Origin of the sequence: Stappia indica, assembly GCF_001696535.1 — a bacterium.
In the GTDB taxonomy this organism is placed as follows: Bacteria; Pseudomonadota; Alphaproteobacteria; order Rhizobiales; family Stappiaceae; genus Stappia; species Stappia indica.
In genome coordinates this window covers 1-17,474 of sequence record NZ_MBQE01000005.1, presented here as the reverse complement: position 1 = coordinate 17,474, position 17,474 = coordinate 1, and the positions used below count along the sequence as shown (strand labels likewise).

The 17,474-nt window shown below is 65.9% G+C and carries 14 protein-coding genes and 1 tRNA gene; 11 read left to right on the top strand and 4 right to left on the bottom strand.

Annotation, left to right across the window (positions count from 1 at the left end):
• Window positions 1-83 precede the first annotated feature (83 nt).
• The 9 genes from BBX35_RS17530 (at window position 84) to BBX35_RS17490 (ending at window position 12,858) form a co-directional block, all read left to right on the top strand.
• On the top strand, window positions 84-536 hold the full coding sequence (locus tag BBX35_RS17530; RefSeq protein WP_067222822.1) for a GNAT family N-acetyltransferase: 453 nt from the start codon (window positions 84-86) through the stop codon (window positions 534-536).
• A 205-nt stretch (window positions 537-741) separates the two neighbouring features.
• Window positions 742-3,879, top strand: coding sequence for an autotransporter domain-containing protein (locus BBX35_RS17525; RefSeq protein WP_171901484.1), 3,138 nt, complete (start codon window positions 742-744; stop codon window positions 3,877-3,879).
• Between the two features lie 253 nt (window positions 3,880-4,132).
• A complete protein-coding gene (locus BBX35_RS17520) occupies window positions 4,133-5,020 on the top strand; it encodes an AraC family transcriptional regulator (protein WP_083206402.1) in 888 nt (295 codons plus the stop codon).
• A 100-nt stretch (window positions 5,021-5,120) separates the two neighbouring features.
• Window positions 5,121-7,319 (top strand): hypothetical protein, encoded by a 2,199-nt coding sequence (locus tag BBX35_RS17515; protein ID WP_141687891.1) that lies wholly within the window; start codon window positions 5,121-5,123, stop codon window positions 7,317-7,319.
• A gap of 138 nt (window positions 7,320-7,457) precedes the next feature.
• The gene (locus tag BBX35_RS17510; protein WP_067222812.1) at window positions 7,458-8,561 is read left to right on the top strand and encodes a DUF3734 domain-containing protein; all 1,104 of its coding nucleotides are present in this window, start codon (window positions 7,458-7,460) and stop codon (window positions 8,559-8,561) included.
• 10 nt (window positions 8,562-8,571) lie between these two features.
• Window positions 8,572-9,309: an acetoacetate decarboxylase gene (locus tag BBX35_RS17505; RefSeq protein ID WP_067222810.1), complete on the top strand. Its 738-nt coding sequence runs from the start codon at window positions 8,572-8,574 to the stop codon at window positions 9,307-9,309.
• A gap of 41 nt (window positions 9,310-9,350) precedes the next feature.
• Window positions 9,351-10,133: a 3-hydroxybutyrate dehydrogenase gene (locus BBX35_RS17500; RefSeq protein ID WP_067222807.1), complete on the top strand. Its 783-nt coding sequence runs from the start codon at window positions 9,351-9,353 to the stop codon at window positions 10,131-10,133.
• A gap of 176 nt (window positions 10,134-10,309) precedes the next feature.
• On the top strand, window positions 10,310-11,311 hold the full coding sequence (locus BBX35_RS17495; RefSeq protein ID WP_067222804.1) for an HlyD family secretion protein: 1,002 nt from the start codon (window positions 10,310-10,312) through the stop codon (window positions 11,309-11,311).
• Window positions 11,311-12,858, top strand: a complete 1,548-nt coding sequence (locus tag BBX35_RS17490) for a DHA2 family efflux MFS transporter permease subunit (protein ID WP_067222801.1) — start codon at window positions 11,311-11,313, stop codon at window positions 12,856-12,858. The genes BBX35_RS17495 and BBX35_RS17490 overlap by 1 nt, the downstream gene beginning before the upstream one ends.
• Window positions 12,859-12,882: 24 nt before the next feature.
• Here the strand turns inward: BBX35_RS17490 and BBX35_RS17485 are convergent, their stop codons facing one another.
• From BBX35_RS17485 to BBX35_RS17475, 3 genes are all read right to left on the bottom strand, one after another.
• Window positions 12,883-13,338, bottom strand: coding sequence for a carboxymuconolactone decarboxylase family protein (locus BBX35_RS17485; RefSeq protein ID WP_067222800.1), 456 nt, complete (start codon window positions 13,336-13,338; stop codon window positions 12,883-12,885).
• 134 nt (window positions 13,339-13,472) lie between these two features.
• Entirely contained in the window at window positions 13,473-14,840 is a 1,368-nt protein-coding gene (locus BBX35_RS17480) for a HAMP domain-containing sensor histidine kinase (RefSeq protein WP_067222797.1), read from the bottom strand.
• Entirely contained in the window at window positions 14,827-15,504 is a 678-nt protein-coding gene (locus tag BBX35_RS17475) for a response regulator transcription factor (RefSeq protein ID WP_067222795.1), read from the bottom strand. Before BBX35_RS17475 ends, BBX35_RS17480 begins: the two co-directional genes overlap by 14 nt.
• Before the next feature lie 167 nt (window positions 15,505-15,671).
• Here BBX35_RS17475 and BBX35_RS17470 point away from each other — a divergent pair, with 167 nt between their 5' ends.
• Complete coding sequence (locus tag BBX35_RS17470; protein ID WP_067222794.1) at window positions 15,672-16,235, top strand: HdeD family acid-resistance protein; 564 nt, start codon at window positions 15,672-15,674, stop codon at window positions 16,233-16,235.
• Window positions 16,232-16,936, top strand: a complete 705-nt coding sequence (locus BBX35_RS17465) for a DUF1003 domain-containing protein (RefSeq protein ID WP_067222792.1) — start codon at window positions 16,232-16,234, stop codon at window positions 16,934-16,936. Before BBX35_RS17470 ends, BBX35_RS17465 begins: the two co-directional genes overlap by 4 nt.
• 390 nt (window positions 16,937-17,326) lie before the next feature.
• Here the strand turns inward: BBX35_RS17465 and BBX35_RS17460 are convergent.
• Window positions 17,327-17,403 (bottom strand) — tRNA-Met (locus BBX35_RS17460).
• Window positions 17,404-17,474: the final 71 nt, after the last annotated feature.

The window sequence follows — 17,474 nt, the reverse complement described above, 5'->3', positions numbered from 1 at the left end:
CTAACGCAACCGCTCCCGGCGGTCTCGAACGGCACTTGGAAAAGTCGCCGCACCTCTCGGCATACCCATCCTTCGGAGTTGTCATGAAAACCCATGACGCCGTCATCCGGCCCTATGACCCGGCCACGGATACGAAAAAGCTGTCGCACATCTGGCTCGAAGCCTCGCTGCTGGCCCATCCCTTTGTCGGGGAGCAGCGCTTGCGCGGGCAAAAAGCGCTTATCGAAGACCGATATCTCCCGCAATCCGAGACCTGGGTCGCTTGCATGGGCGGTGATCCCTGCGGCTTCATCAGCCTGCTCGGCACGTTTGTCGGGGCCATTTTCGTGTCGCCCGACCGGCAAGGATCCGGGCTTGGGCGTCAGCTGATTGCCCACGCCGTGGCCCTCAAGGGCGAGCTGACGCTTGAGGTCTACACCGATAACCGGCAGGCGATGGCCTTCTACAAGCGCCTGGGGTTCCGGGAGATTTCACGCCGCCCCGTCGACGACGACGGGAACGCGTTCGAAAACGCCCGCCTTCGCCTGATCGGCTAGCGGACGGTCGGGCGGGGAAAATCCCGCCCGGCCAACTCCCGGCGAGCTGCGCGCCCAAGTCGTGGGCAGTACAAAGCCCGACACCTAGCTCAACAACCTCAGCCCCTGCGAAAACGGCTCTCGCCCCTGCCTGATCCCCCAAGCGCCCGCCCTGGCGATGCACGTATCCTCGCGCCGCAGAGCAAGAGGCCAAGGGTGGATGCGGATGATCGGTGGAAATTCATGTGTCACTGCGAGCGGAAAGCTGCTGGGAACGGTGCTCGGGGCGCTGCTGGGTTCGACCGCGTTGAGCGCCCTTGTCAGCCATCCGGCCCATGCGCAGCAGGTCATCGAGGGCGGCGCGAGCGAAACCGTCATCGGCGGAGGCGGCGGCACGCGGCCGGACCCCTGGATCGTCGGTGCCCCGCTCACGGTCGGCCAGGCCGGCTCGGGCACGCTGACCATCACCAATGGCGGCGGCGTCGGCAGCGGCGTCGGGCGGATCGGCAATGGCAGCACCGGCACCGTGACGGTCGATGACCTCGGCTCGACCTGGGATCTGCAGAATGCCGCGCTCTATGTCGGCAGCGCCGGCGCGGGCAACCTGAACATCACCGATGGCGCCGTGGTGGAGAACGGGTCGGCCTACATGGCCGACGGGGTCGGCAGCGAGGCGGTGGTCAACGTCAACGGCGCGAACGCAGCCTGGCTCAACGGCGGAGGCCTGATCGTCGGGGGAAGCGGCGAGGCCACGCTGAACATCTCCAACACCGGCGATGTCAGCAACAGCAGCGCGCGCGTCGGCGATGTCGCGGGCAGCATCGGCAACGTGAATGTCGACGGCGCGGGGTCGACCTGGACGAATTCGGCCAGCCTCTATGTCGGCGATCAGGGGCAGGGCTTCCTGAACATCACCAATCAGGGCGTGGTCAGCAGCAACACCGGCGTGATCGGGGTTTCAGACGGCGGCGAGGGCACCGTGACGGTGGATCGCGGGACCTGGACCATCGCCAACACGCTCGATGTCGGCAACGACGGCACGGGCAGGCTGGATATTTCCGGCGTCGGCGCGGTCACCAACGGCAATGCGAATGTCGGCAGCGCCGCCACAAGCAGCGGCGTGGTCACGGTGAGCGACCTCGGATCCGTCTGGAGCAGCGCCACCCTGGTCGTCGGCGAGTCCGGCACCGGCGAAGTGCATGTCGCCAATGGCGGCACGGTCAACAGCACCGTGGGCACCATCGGCTCGGAGAGCGACGGCGTCGGGACCGTCACCGTCAACGGCGCGACGTGGAACAACTCCAGCAACCTGCGCGTCGGCAGTCGCGGCACCGGCACGCTGGAGATCTCCGGCGGCGGCTCGGTCGGCAGTGCGGCCGGCTTCGTTGCCGCGGCGGCGGGCGGCGTCGGCACGGTCACCATCGACGGGGCCGGCTCCAGCTGGACCACCACGGGTGCGAATTTCATCGGCTGGCAGGGCGACGGCACCCTCACCCTCACCAATGGCGGGCGGGTCGTGGTCGGCTCCGGCCAGCTGTCGCTGGCCAATGCCGTGCCGACCACCGGCACGCTCAACATCGGGACGGGCGGCGCGGCGGGCGTGGTCGACGCCATCACGGTCGATGGCGGGGCCGGCACGGCGGTGATCAATTTCAATCACAGCGATGCCGACTATTACTTCACCAGTGACGGCACGGTGGCGGGCACGAACGTGACCATCACCGGCTCCGCCGCGGTCAACCACATCGGCTCCGGCATGACGACCCTGCGCGGCATCAACAGCCATACCGGAGGCACGACCGTCTCCAGCGGCACGCTGCGCAACATGGGCGTGGTCGGCGACGTGCTGGTCACCGGGGGCACCTTCGGCGGCGACGGCACCGCAGGCGCCGTCACCGTCGCGTCCGGCGGCACCCTGGCGCCGGGCAACTCCATCGGCGTGATGACCGCCGCCTCCGTCAGTTTCGTCCCAGGTTCGGTCTTTGCGGTCGAGCTGGACGATGGCGGCTTCGTCGCCGGCATCAACAACGACGTGCTCAATGTCGCCGGAGCAGCAACCCTCACGGGCGGTACGGTGCATGTGACGCCGGAAAACGGCACCGACGACGGCTCGACCTATCTGCCGGGCACCTACACCCTTCTCACCGCGGGCGGCGGCGTCAGCGGCACGTTCGATGCCGTCACAGACACCTACGCCTTCCTCGGCTTCTCGCTCTCCTACGATCCGAACACCGTCTATCTGACCTCCACGGCAGCCACCAGCTTCTGCCTTGCCGGCATGACCGCAAATCAATGCGCGGCCGGAAGCGGCGCCTACTCGCTCGGTGCGGGAAACAGCGTGTTCAACGCCGTCCTGGCACTGGCCGCAGCGGAGGCCCCCATCGCCCTCGACCTGCTGTCGGGCGAGGTACATGCCTCGGCACACACGGCGCTTCTGGAGGACAGCCGCTTCCCCCGCGAAGCGGCGATGGAGCGCCTGCGTGCAGCGCGCGGCGGCGCCGGCACCAGTGACGGCACCCGGATCGAGGATCGCATCTCCGAGAGTTTCGGCCTTTGGGGACAGGGCTTCGGCTCCTGGAGCCGATGGGACGGCGACGGGAATGCCGCCACGATGGACCGCAGCATCGGCGGATTCCTGATGGGCGGTGACGCGCAGCTCTGGGACGGTGTGCGTCTCGGCGTGCTGGGCGGCTATTCCCGGTCGAGCTTCAGCGTCGACGACCGGTCCTCCTCGGGAACCGCCGACACCTACACGCTCGGTCTGTATGGCGGCGGCGAATGGAACGCCTTCGCCCTGTCCGGCGGCCTGGCCCATAGCTGGCACCGGCTCGACACGTCCCGCTCGGTCGCATTTACCGGCTTCACGGACAGTCTGAGTGCGTCCTACAACGCACGCACCCTGCAGGCCTGGGGCGAGGCGAGCTACCGCTTCGAGGCAGGCATGGCCCGCTTCGAACCCTTCGCCAATCTCGCCCATGTGCGCCTGTCCACCGACGGCTTCACCGAGGCCGGCGGCGCTGCCGCCCTGACGGCGGCCTCGAGCACGGTCGATGCGACCTTCACCACGGTCGGTCTGCGGGCGGAAAGCGATGTCAGCCTCGGCGGGACGCAGGCCACCTTGCGCGGCACGGTGGGCTGGCGGCATGCGTTCGGCGGCACCCCGACATCGCAACTCACCTTCGCCTCGGGCGGCGCTCCCTTCGTCATCGCGGGCGTGCCGCTGGCGCAGGACACGCTGGTGCTGGACGCAGGCTTCGATGTGGCGCTCACGCAGAACGCCACGCTCGGCCTTGCCTACGGTGCGCTTGTCGGCTCGGGGCTTCAGGATCACACGGCCAGCCTCAAGCTGAACGTCCGCTTCTGACCGCGGCTCTCCCCGTCCGCATGGCAGGCGCGCGCGATCATTGCCCGGAGGGACAACCCTGCGTTACCCTGCCCCTGTTGCACCGGTCCACCGGGCGTCCTCGTCCGGTGACGGTCATGACGGCATGGCAGCACTCTAGCTGGAGTGAGCGGATTTGACCGTAGGCAGCTTTCATCGATTGTCGTTCACGGAAGCTGGCCCGTCCGAAATAGCCAGGCTTCTGGAAGCTCTTGAGCCGAGCATCAGCTTTTTCATGGATCGCCACGAAGACGAGCGAATGGCGTTCGACTTCTCGCTCCGCATCATGCCGAACGCCTATGCCAGCTTCCAGACGATGTCCGGCATGGCGAACATGCGCCAGAAAACCCATGTCGCGCTCGACGGAAACGACGACCTGTGCCTGCTGGTCCATCGCGGGGGACACCCGATCCAGATGCGCCTGCACGACCGTCGTCATGGACGCGACGAAGTGACCGTGGGGCCGGGAGGGCCGGCGCATCTGAGAGGCAACGAGGAGAGATACAGCGCCTGGTCGCTGGAGAGCCACAGCCAGGTCATCTGCGTTTCCCGCGCACAGATCGCCGCGGCCGTCGGCAATCTCGACCATGCGCTCGACAACGGCGTGCCGCAGTCTGCCGCGCTCGACCTCCTGTGCGGCTATGCAAGGACGCTCGCCAGCGACATCGGGCCGCTCGGCGGCGAGGCGCTGCTGCAGGCCCGGAAAACGCTGACCGACCTGTTCATCCTGGCAATCGGCCCCGGCCGCGATGCCATGGAAGCGACCAAGGACAGCGCGCGGGCGGCCAAGCTGGCGCGCATCAAGGAGGATATCGGCAACAATCTCGCCCATCCCGATCTCTCGCTGGACTGGATCGCCGGCCGGCACGGCCTGTCGCCGCGCGCCGTTCGCGACCTGTTTTACGCGTCCAGCGCGAACTTCACCGATCATGTGCTCGCGGCCAGACTGGAGCGAGCCCACCAGCGGCTTTGCGATCCTCGTCTCGCCCACCACAGCATCACCGCCATCGCCTATCAGTCCGGCTTCGGCGATCTGTCGTGGTTCAATCAGGCCTTTCGCCGGCGCTACAGGATGACGCCGTCGGAAGTGCGCAGGTTCGGAGCAGCGGCCCCTTCCGTCTGATACCGGGCGGTGCGGCTCTCACCCCTGCCGCATCCCCCAAGCCCGTGCCCTCGCCACGCACTATCCTCGCGCGGCAACGCTGGATAGCGAGGACGCGCCGATGTCTGCCGAAAGCCCGTTGGTCTCAAAAATACTCCGGAAGATGCCTCCCGCGGCCCTGTTCCTGTGCGCGGCAGGTGCGCTGGCGACGCCAGCGGCGGCGGAGCCGCCTCGATTCAACAACATCGAGATCAGCGGTGGTTTCAATGTGGAGACGATCTTCGTCGAACAGGAAAACGGCATGTGGACCCGGATCAGCGACCATCCGCGAACGATCCCCATCCATGTCACCATCGAGATGTCACGCGGCTATATCGAGTTCTATCGCGTCGGACGCAATCTGACCAATGGAGCGGTTCGCGATATCTTCTCGACCTACATCAAGACTGCCTACGGCAACCAGCCCAACCCCATAGAAGCCATCATCGACTCCAGAACATCGGTTTCCGGCCCGGCGAACATCCTCATCGACGAATTCACGAGGCTGAACCAGACCGACGAGCAGGCGATCGTCAATCGCTGCAATGCCAATTGGACCGAAACCGAGCAAGGGCACAGCTTCAGCTACCCACTGCCGCTGGCCATACATGCCGATGCCAGGGAAAAGCGTCGCAAACGCTTTCCCTATTATCTGAACGAATACGAGGGTTATGGCGACTTCGGCCGGGCCACCGCCTTCGGCTTCGTCGGCCTCAAGATCGAGTGCCTCGGCCAAAATTCGAAGCCCCCCGTCCCCGATTCCAAGCCGCCGAGCGATGACGGCGGCATTCCGCGGACCAGCGGCACGGACACGCCCAGGACCCCGGACGATCAGGATCTGGCCTTCGACCAGGGCCCGATGACGGTCAACGACATTCGCCTGACGCTGACCACCTACTCCAACGCTTATACCGAGCCGACGGCCGGCACCCGCTGCAAGAAGGCCAAGCTGCGGGTGACACTGGAGACCAACCAGGAAGGCCCGGTGTCCTTCAGGCTGTGGGAACAGCGCGGCGACGGCGCCATCACAAGCGAGGATGTCGATGCACAGGCCCAGCACGAGGGCGGCTATTTCAGGGCCGTTCACGAGCGCTGGGTCGAGGTCGACGGGACGACAAGCGTCCAGTTCAATGCGCGCGATCTCGTCAACGAGACCTTCAACCAGGAGACTGGCTGGAAGGACATCACCCTGCAATGCACCGGGGCGGGCGGCGGCGGACTGGCATCGCCGAGCGGCACGGACGACGACGACAACACGCCGAAGATTGCCGCGTTCCAGGGCAATTTCCAGTTCATCGACAACGGCCCGCTCGCGCAGAGCAACACATGCCCGCGCGATGCGAAGGCGCTGGTCTGGTTCGACGCGCCCAAGGCGGACAACATCCATTACTCGCTGGACTGCGGGGCGCTCGGCAATTTCTCCGGGGTTCTCCAGCCCGAGCAGGTCGCCAGCAGCCACTACCGCGCTGCGACGCTGATCAATTTCGACATTACCGACACGATCGACGCCGGCTGCACGCTGCGGACGGTGTCGCCCGGAGACCCGATCGACCATGCCTTCACGGCCCGCACCTTCCAGTGCGTGAAAGCCTCCGGCCACAGCAGCGGCATCGGCGACCTGACCGGCAGCAAGCGAGACCCCGGCCACGACCTTCCCAAACCCGCACCTCGGGTGAACCCTGCCGTCGGCGGCGGTGTCGGCGTCCTGACCGCGGACCCCAATCCGACGCATGCCCCCCCGCGGACTCCCGACAGGTCAGGCAATGGGGCAGCCGACAGGGCGCCCATGCCGGCCCGCACCAACCCGACACCGCCGCAACCGCGTCTCGTCTGTACCGGCGGCCGGATCGCCAGGGGCACCTGCCAGTGCGGCCAGAACAAGATCCGCAGGCAGACCGGCAGCGCCTCGTATCAGTGCATCGCGGTCGCCAAGCCACCCGAGCCGAAGCGGCCTGCGCGAACCAACCCGACGCCCCGACGGGTGGAGATCGTCTGCCGGGGCGGGCGGGTCGCCAACGGAAAATGCCGCTGCGGGCCCAACCGCAACCTGGTGAAGATCGGCAAGACCGCCTTCGCCTGCCAGAAGAAGCGGGCCGTGCGAAGCGATCAAAGGACGAATCCGTCCACCAGACCGCCCTCCCGGGTGAACCCTGCCCCCAGACGGCAAAGTGTGGTCTGCCGCGGCGGCACGGTGCGCGCCGGCAGGTGCATCTGCGGCCGGCAGGCCGTCGCCAGGAAGCTGGGAGCCCGCAGGTTCGCCTGCGTGCCGCGGCGGGGATAGCGATGCCGCCCCCTCGCGAGGCGTCGCCTGATCCGGAGGCGCCAGCAAACCTGTCGCAATTGTAAGCTTCGAGCAAGGACCAGGCCGGGCAGGCCGCCTATCTCAGTCTCGACGACACGTCGACGAAGGAGGCGGCAGATGCCCGAGGCAGAGCGAAACGTGCTGGTGCTGCAAGGCGGCGGCGCGCTGGGTGCGTACCAGGCCGGCGCCTACGAGACGCTGAGCGAAAGCAGCCTTGCACCGGACTGGGTGGCCGGCATTTCCATCGGCGCGATAAATGCCGCGATCATCTGCGGCACCCCGCCGGAGGCCCGCCTGCAAAGGCTCCGGTCCTTCTGGGAGGAAGTGACCTCCGAGCTGACCGCGACGCCTTTCTTTTGGGGCATGCAGCCGCGGCGCGCCTATTCGGAACTGGCGGCGGCGGAAGTGACGCTGGCCGGCGTGCCCGGTTTCTTCCGTCCCCGCGTGCCGCTGATGCTGTGGCCTTTCGCCAGCACTCCGGCCCTGAGCTTCTACGACACCTCGCCTCTGCTCGACACGCTCGGCCGGCTCGTCGACCTCGACTATCTCAACGACAAGGGCCCGCGCCTGAGCGTCGGGGCGACCGACATCGAAACGGGCAACTTCACCTATTTCGACAGCGCGAAGATGCGTCTCGACCTGCGCCACATCATGGCCAGCGGCGCGCTGCCGCCGGGCTTTCCTCCGATCGAGATCGACGGACGGTTCTATTGGGACGGCGGCCTCGTATCGAACACGCCGCTCCAATACGTCATGGAGAACGCAGGCACCGAGACGCTCTGCATCTTCCAGATCGACCTGTTCAATGCCAGGGGCGAGCTGCCGGGCGACCTCGCCGATGTGCAGCAGCGCGAGAAGGACATCCGCTATTCCAGTCGTACCCGGCTGACGACGGACAGGTTCAAGCACCTGCACGCCTTGCGCGCCGCTGCGGACAGGCTGGCGGAAAAGCTGCCCGCCGCCCTGCGCTCGGATCCGGACCTCGCCCTTCTGCGGGGCGCCGGCCCGGACTGCCCGGTCACGCTGGTGCATCTCATCCACCGGAAGGAGGGGTTCGAGAGCAACTCCAAGGACTACGAGTTCTCGCGCCTGTCGATGACGGAGCACTGGGCTGCCGGCACCAACGACGTGAAGCGCACCCTCGCGCACGGAAAATGGAAAAGCCGCGAGATCGGCAAGGACGGCCTTCAGATCTTCGATCTGGGCGCCAGGAACGCATGAGGAGACGGACATGAGAACGAAAGACGTCGCCGAGCGCGCATCCGCTATGCCGCTCACCAACCCCTCCTATCCCAAGGGGCCCTATCGGTTCGTCAATCGCGAGTTCTTCACCATCACCTATCGCACCGATCCGGACATCCTGCGCCGCCTGGTGCCCGAGCCGCTGCAGATTCCCGAGCCGCTGGTGAAATACGAGTTCATTCGCATGCCCGATTCCACCGGCTTCGGCGACTACACGGAAAGCGGCCAGGTCATCCCCGTCACGCTCGACGGCATCGCCGGCAGCTATTCGCATTCCATGTATCTCAACGACGAGGCCCCGATCGCCGGCGGGCGCGAAATCTGGGGCTTTCCCAAGAAGCTGGCCGACCCGTCGCTCACCGTGATCAAGGACACGCTCGTCGGCACGCTGGACATGGGCGGCATCCGCGTGGCGACGGGGACGATGGGGTACAAGCACCGCGAACTCGATCACGACACGGTGCTGCGATCGCTCGACGCGCCGAACTTTCTGCTCAAGATCATTCCGCATGTCGACTGCACGCCGCGGATCTGCGAGCTGGTGCGCTACTTCACCACCGACGTGACGCTGAAGGGTGCCTGGGAAGGTCCGGCACGGCTGCAGCTTTTCCACCATGCGCTTGCCCCCGTCGCCGACCTTCCGGTGATCGAAGTGGTCTCCGCTGTGCACCTGGTCGCCGACCTGACCCTCGGCCTTGGCGAAGTCGTCCACGACTATCTCGCCTGACCCGCCCACCCCCCGCAACTGCGTACAAGAGGACGCTCATCATGACCCTGAAGGACAAAGTCTGCATCGTCACCGGCGCCGCCAGCGGCATCGGCCACGGCATCGCCAAACGCTACGTCGCCGACGGCGCAAAGGTCGTCATCGCCGATCTCAAGCTCGACGCGGCGCGGAAGGCTGCGGACGAACTGACGGCCCAGGGGCCGGGCAGGGCGATGGCGGTCCAGATGGACGTCACCGACGAAGCCCAGGTCAATGCCGGCATCGACAAGGTGGTGAAGGAATGGGGCCGGATCGACGTCCTGGTCTCCAATGCCGGCGTCCAGATCGTGCATCCGATGGAGAAGTTTCCGTTCTCGGACTGGAAGAAGCTCCTGTCGATCCATCTCGACGGTGCGTTCCTGACGACGAAGGCCTGCCTGCCGCACATGTACAAGGCGGGGTCGGGCACCATCATCTTCATGGGCTCCGTCCATTCCAAGGAAGCCTCGCCGCTGAAGTCCGCCTATGTCACCGCCAAGCACGGTCTTCTCGGCCTTGCGCGCGTGCTCTCGAAGGAGGGCGCGGCACACGGCGTGCGCGCCAATGTCATCTGCCCGGGCTTCGTGAAGACGCCGCTGGTCGAGAAGCAGATCCCGGAACAGGCCCGCGACCTCGGCATCTCCGAGGAGGAGGTCGTCAACCGCGTCATGCTCGGCGATACGGTGGACCAGCAGTTCACCACGATCGAGGATGTGGCGGAGGTCGCCTATCCCTTCGCCGCCTTCCCCACGAACGCGCTGACCGGACAGTCGCTGGTGGTCAGCCACGGCTGGTACATGAACTGACCGGCAGCAGCATCTTTCGGCTGCGCCGAGGCGGTCTCCGGCCCGGAGCGCATCGCGGCGCGGCCCTTCGCTTTCCCTCCCGTTCGGCAGCATCTGTTCTTGACCGACCGCATGGATACCCCTGAATTGTCGTGACCACCCATGCGCGAGCTTCTTCAGCCAAAGGCCCCGTAAACATGAAGCATGTTAAGACACTTGTCCTGCTTGCCGCCGTTGTCGCGATCGGTCTCGGGCTCTGGTTCTGGTGGCAGCACGAGAAGGTCTATCCCTCCACCGACGATGCCTATCTGCGGGCGAACATCCTGACCATCTCGCCGCAAGTGGCGGGGCAGATCGCGAGCGTCGGCGTCAGCGAGAACCAGCACGTTTCCGCCGGCGACGTGCTGTTCCAGATCGACACTGCCGAACTCGATGCGGAGTTCGAGGCCGCGCAGGCGGAATACGAACTCGCGCGCCAGAATGCGGGAGCGCTGGTCTCCAACCTGTCGGCCGCCGAGGCACGGCTGCAAAGCGCCCAGGCCGCCCTGACGGAGGCCCAGATCGCCTTCGACAGAACCAGCAAGCTGAGGGCGCTCGGCGACATCTCGCAGGCGTCCCTGGATCAGGCGACGGCCGCCCGGGACCAGGCCCAGGCCGCGGTCGAGGCGAGCCAGTCGGCGGTCGATGCGGCGCGAAAGCAGGCCGGCGTGCCCGGCGACGACAATGCCGCCGTCCGCGCGGCCCTCGCCAAGCTGACCCTGGCGCGCATCAACCTCGAACGCTCGCGTGTCGTTGCACCGGTCTCCGGCTGGATCGCCAATATCGACCTGCGTCCCGGTGCCCTGGTGACGGAGAATGCACCGCTCTTCTCGCTGGTGGAGGACAGCGCCTGGTGGATCGATGCCAATTTCAAGGAGACCGATCTCGACCGCGTGCGGCCCGGACAACCGGTAGAGATCGCCATCGACATGTATCCCGGCCTCTCGCTGACCGGCACCGTGGAGAGCATCGGCGCGGGATCGGGCGCGGTGTTTTCCCTGCTTCCGGCACAGAACGCGACCGGCAACTGGGTGAAGGTGACGCAGAGGTTCCCCGTGCGCATCCGTCTCGACGCGGAGCCGGGTGACACTGCCTTGCAGCTCCGGGTCGGGGCCAGCACGACCGTCACGGTCGACACCTCTTCCGTGGACGCAAAATAATGGCCGCGGAGGACACGGGCGCACACAACGGAGCGGATGCCCGTGCGGCCGTCCGCTGGACCATCGTCCTCGCCGTCGTCCTCACCGCCGTGCTGGAGGTGCTGGACAGCACCATCGTGAACGTGGCCCTGCCCCAGATCCAGGCGGCTTTCGGGATCACCAACGATCAGACCGTCTGGATACTGACCAGCTACATCGTCGCCTCGGTCGTGGTGATGCCGTTGACCGGCTTCTTCGTCCGCATGATCGGCAGGCGGCGCCTGATCACCACGGCGATTCTCGGCTTTGCCGGCTTCTCCGCCCTGTGCGGCGTGTCCTGGAGCGTCGAGATCATGGTCGCCTGCCGGCTCGGCCAGGGCATCTTCGGCGCCTTCCTGATCCCGCTGTCGCAATCCATCCTGTTCGACAGCTTTCCGAAGGAGAAGCGGGGCCAGGCCATGGCGCTGTTCGGCCTCGGGGTCGTGGTCGCACCGGTGCTCGGCCCGACGCTCGGCGCGCTGCTGACCGAGTATTTCTCGTGGCGCGCGGTCTTTTACGTGAACCTGCCGATTGCCGCCTTCGCGCTGATCATGATCTCGGGCGAGCTGAAACGCGAAGACACCAAGCGGATCACGGTCGACTGGCTCGGTCTTGCGCTGATGGTCGGCGCCATCGGCTCGCTGCAGCTGATGCTGGACCTTGGCGAGACACGCGACTGGTTCGCGTCCCGGCTGATCCAGATCGCGGCGCTGTCCGTCCTGATCTGCGGTGTCACCTTCGTCGTCCGAGGCTACGGCAAGAGCGACAATATCATCAACTTCTCGATCTTCAGGGACCGCAGCTTCGCCGCCGCGAATGTCGCGATCATGGGGTTCGGCGTGGCGATGTTCGGCTCCATCGCCATCCTGCCGCTGTTCGTTCAAGGCCTGCTCGGCTATCCGGTGCTGGACGCGGGCTACCTCTTCATTCCGCGCGGCATTGCCGCCGGCTTCTCCATGGTCCTGACCGGCGCGGTGCTGGTCAACCGGTTCGACCCCCGCAAGCTGCTCGCGGTCGGCCTGGTCCTGACCGGCTCGGGCAATGTCATGCTGGCGCTTCTCAATCTCGATGCCGGCTTCTGGAATCTCGCCTGGCCCGGTGTCGTGTCGGGCCTCGGCATGGGGCTGTTCTTCGTTCCGATGTCGACGCTGGCCTTCCAGAACATCGGCCCGGACAAGCAGGACGAAGCCTCCGGCATCTACGGCGTGACACGCTCGATCGGGTCGTCGGTCGGCATCGCCCTGGTCGGCTGGCAGGTGGCAAGCCGGATGCAGTTCCACTATGCGACCCTGTCCGCCGGGATCACGCCGTTCAACCTGGCAGCGCGCCAGTATCTTGCGCCGCTCGGCCTCGAGCCCTCCTCCCCGGCCGGCGCGGCGCAACTGGCACAGCAGGTCCAGCAGCAGGCCAGCATGCTCGCCTTCCAGGATGCGTTCCTGCTGACCGGCATGGCCGCCTTCCTGATGCTGCCAGTGATCCTGGTCCTGCAACGTCCCGCGAAACGCGCGGCGCCGGCCGTGGCGCATTGAGCCAGGCCGGCTTTCCGCATGTCTTCAGGGCTGCGCCCTGACCGGAAGCCGGAAGGGGGCGCCCAGCCGATTGAAAGCGTTCATCGCGGCGATCGCGATCGTCAGATCGACCAAGTCCCTGGGATCGAACACGGCCGAAACAGCCGCATAGGCCTGGTCCGACGCACGGGTCTCGCTGACCAGCGTCACCTCCTCGGCCCAGGCCAGCGCGGCCCGGTAAGGTTCGGAGAAAAGATGCGGCACCTCTTCCCAGACCGGGATCAAGGCGACCTTGTCGGCCGCCATGGTCTTCAGCAGGTCGCGGGTGTGCAGGTCGATGCAATGGGCGCAGCCGTTGATCTGCGAAACGCGCAGGAACACCAGATGGATGAGTTCCTCGGGCAGATTGGTGGCGTGCGTGACGTAGTGATGCACACCGAACAGCGCCTTGGCTCCGGCGGGGGCCACTTCGTGCCAGTTGAGACGCACGGTCTCGTTCATGGTCGTCTCCTTGGATGTGCGCCATCAGCCGGCGCTGCCCTGTAGACGACGCGGCCGCACAAGGTGTGACATCAAGGGTCGGAATTATTATTCATAGCGCCATGCCGCACCCGCGCGAGCTCGCGCTCCGCAGATCACGTCGACGCGGGAAAGCCGATCTCCACCCGCAGTCCGGGAGCGTGGTCGTGCAGGGCGATGGTGCCGCCATGACGCTCGACGATGGCGCGAACCAGGGCCAGCCCCAGCCCGGTGCCCGGTTTGGTGCGGCTCGGGTCCAGCCGGTGAAACGGCTGGAACACCGCCTCGCGCGCCTCTTCGGGTATGCCCGGGCCCCTGTCGGCCACCACCAGCTCGATGTCGGGCCCGCGGCGAGCGAGTTCCAGGCAGATCTCGTTTCCCTGCGGCCCGTGGTTTATCGCGTTCTGCACCAGGTTCAGCACGAGTTGCTGCAGCATCTGCGGGTCGCCCCGCATCTCGTAGTCGTCCGCATCGTCCAGATGCGCCGTCAGGCGTTGTCCGGCGTCCTCGGCCACGAGGGCGCAGGTTTCGGCAAGATCGCGCACCAGCGCGCCCAGCCCGACCGCGCCAAACGTCGCGCTGTCCGTATTGGCCTCGATCCGCGAGAGCTGGAGATAGGTCGCGAAAATGCCGCGCATCTGCTCCAGATCGCTCTCGGCATCGAGCAGCGCATCTCGAGGATCCGCCCCGGCCTCCAGCTTGTCCTGCGCGCGGCCGAGCGCCAGGAACGCGCGGCCGAGCGGCGATTTCAGGTCATGGGCGACCGCGGCGGCCGTGTTTCGGGTGGTCGTCATCAAGCGCGAGGACCGGTCGAGATGCCGGTTCATCTCCCGCGCCAGCCGGTCGATCTGCGTCGTTCCTCCCGTGTCGGGAATGCGCGCGGAGACATCGCCTTCGCTTGCGCGCTCCAGCGTCGCCTCGATTTCACGCAGCCGGACAAGGCTCTGCCAGCTCAGGAAATATCCGAGCGACAGCATCGACAGGACGACGATGAACCCCGTCAACGCCAGCGTCTGCACGAAGGCCGCCCGCGTCCGGTGCAGCATGTCGAGCCGCTGGCCGACCACCAGCCAGCGCCCGCCCAGTTCGCCGGCATAATAGACGAATTCGCCGGCGTTCCCCGGAGGCGGCGCGCTCTCATGATCCAGCGGGCCTATCTGAAACCCGTCTCCGGGCGGCCGGGTCCTGATGTTTCCCGCCAGATATCCGCCGCCATCGAAGATCGCCAGCGCCCGTGCGCCGGAATCGTGAAGCGTCCGGACATGGCGGATGGTGTCCACCACGTGGTCGGGGCCTTCGGCCTCATGATCGGCCGCGAGGATATCCCAGCGCTCCTTCACGTCCGCCCGGTACTGCGTCAGCAGATTGGTTTCGACATAGGTCAGCGCCGCCCAGCCGACCGAAACGAGGACCAGCAGGAAAACGACCGCCGAGCGCAGGACCGCCGTGAAGGCGGACCCGGAAAGAATGTCACCGCGGTCCATGTATCGAGTACCCGCTGTTGCGGATCGTGTGGATCAGGCCGACATCGAACGGCTTGTCGATCTTCGCACGCAGGCGGCTCATGTGGGTTTCCACCACGGTGGTGTTCGGCTCGAAATTGAAGTTCCAGACACGTTCCAGCAGCATCGTGCGGGTCACGACGCGGCCGGCATTGCGCATCAGGATTTCGAGCATGTTGAATTCCTTGGTGTGCAATTCGATCACGGCCCCCTGCCGCCGCGCGGTGCGCGCCAGCAGGTCGAGCGTCAGGTCGTGCACCTTCAGGACCTGTTCTGCCGAGGTTTCCTGCCGCCGCCGGACGACCGCGCCGATCCTGGCCAGCAGTTCGGAGAAGTGAAACGGCTTCGCCAGATAGTCGTCCCCGCCCGCCGACAGGCCTTCGACCCGATCGTCCACCTGTCCCATCGCCGTCAGGAACAGCACAGGCACATTGTTCCCGGCGGCCCTCAGCGCCTTGAGCACCGACAGGCCGTCCATTCCCGGCATCATCCGGTCGAGGATCGCCAGGTCGCAATCGTAGTGAAGGCAGTAACTCAGCGCATCGCGCCCATCCGTGACGTGATCGACGCCGTGACCGTTCTCGGTCAGCCCGGCGACGATGTATTCCGCCATCTTGGCATCGTCTTCGGCAAGCAGGATCTTCATGGGATGCGGCCTCTGTTCCGCAGGACGGTACATCGATATCGGCTCACCCGACAGTCTGCCGGCATTCCTGTCACGAATGTAAGGTTCGCGCGAAGTCCAGGGACATCGGCGCGCGTATCACCGCACTGTATCCGGCCGACAGGACCGGACCGCCCGGAGGAACGACCATGACCACGAAAGCCGTCTCGGCGCGCGGGGTCGCAGCCCCGCAGCAAGACACCCGCCGCCTGACCCTCGTCGGGGCGGCCTTCGCCGCGATCGGCGTCCTCGCCATTCTTCTCCCCACCCTCGCGACCCTCACGGCAGAGCTGCTCGTCGCCACGATATTCGCCCTGTGGGGCGGCGTCGGCCTCTGGTTCGCGTGGGAGATGCAGCCCGCACCCGAGTGGCGCTATGCCGCCGCGGTCTTCGGGCTCTTGCTGCTTGCCGGCATCGTCTTCATGATCTTCCCGGTTGCGGGGGTTGCGGCCCTTACCATCTTGATGATGATCTCTTTTCTGATGGAGGGAATTCTCTCCGTCATCTTCGGCCTGCGCAGTTCCTCGCATCTGGCCAATTGGGGCTGGCTGATCTTCAGCGGCGTGTGCTCGCTGATCATTGGGCTCGTGATCCTGATCGGCTGGCCCGGCACGGCCCGCTGGATGCTCGGTCTGCTGATGGGTGTGAATTTTCTCTCCAGCGGCCTGTCGCTGATCATGCTCGGCCGCGCGATCAACACCAGGGTGACATGAAGAAACACGACGCCAACATCCCCTGCCACGTTTGCGGACAAAGCTTTCCAAGGTCCCGCCTGCGATCCTGGATTTCCGTCCGGCCGGGCGTCTCGGAGCTCATTTCGCCCGAGGCGCCGGGCTGGGGCGAAGGCAAGTTCATCTGCAAGCCCGACCTTGCGCGGTTCCGGCGGCTCTATGTCGAGACCTTGCTGAAGAACGAGCGCGGCGAGCTGGACGCGCTCGACCGGCAGGTCATCGAAAGCCTGGAAGCCGGGCAGACGATCTCCCGCAACACGGAAGACGATGTGAAAGCTCAGGCGACCACCGGCGAACGGCTCGCCGACAAGGTCGCGCAATTCGGCGGGAGCTGGACCTTCATCATGTCCTTCGTCGCCATCCTTCTGATCTGGATGGCCGCCAACCTGCTGTTCCTGGGCAGCAAGCCGTTCGACCCCTACCCGTTCATCCTGCTCAATCTTGTGTTGTCGTGTCTCGCGGCGCTGCAGGCGCCGGTCATCATGATGAGCCAGCGCCGACAGGAGGCGAAGGACCGGCTTCGGGCGGAGAACGACTATCGCGTGAACCTGAAGTCGGAACTGGAAATCCGGCAACTGCACGAGAAGATCGATCACCAACTGGCCCGCCAGTGGGAGAAACTGGCCGAATTGCGCCAGATCCAGATCGAGCTGCTGGAGGACAGCGTCGACGGACGCCGCTGAGCGCCCCGCCGCCGCATGCCGGCTTGCCGTCCAGGCACCAGTTGCTGCGACCCGGACTTGGCCCAACGCGTGAGCCCCTCACAGCAGCGAGTTGAGCGCGCGACGTAACAGCCGTCCTTGCTCTTCCGGAAGAGTGTGCATCAAGGGACATGTTACGCCCCGAGGGCATCGGCCCTCGAGCAACGCAGCCTTTTCCAGGGAGGAAGTCCGCGCACCTGACATGCGCTGGCATGCGCGGAGGCAACTCTGTCGGCCTCGCCGAGCTGCACGGCAGCGGTAGCTGACTGTGCTTTTCGAGCGTTGTTGCGGAAGAGAGAGCGTTCGAAGTCCTAAAAACGCAAAAAGCCCGGCTTGGACCGGGCTGTGTGGCATTCGAATTGTCGAGGAATTTGGTTGCGGGGGCAGGATTTGAACCTGCGACCTTCAGGTTATGAGCCTGACGAGCTACCGGGCTGCTCCACCCCGCGGATGTTTGGTTTTTTGTAGAGGGTTTTTTTTGCGCTTTGCGGGCCTGGCGGCGACCGACTCTCCCACGTCT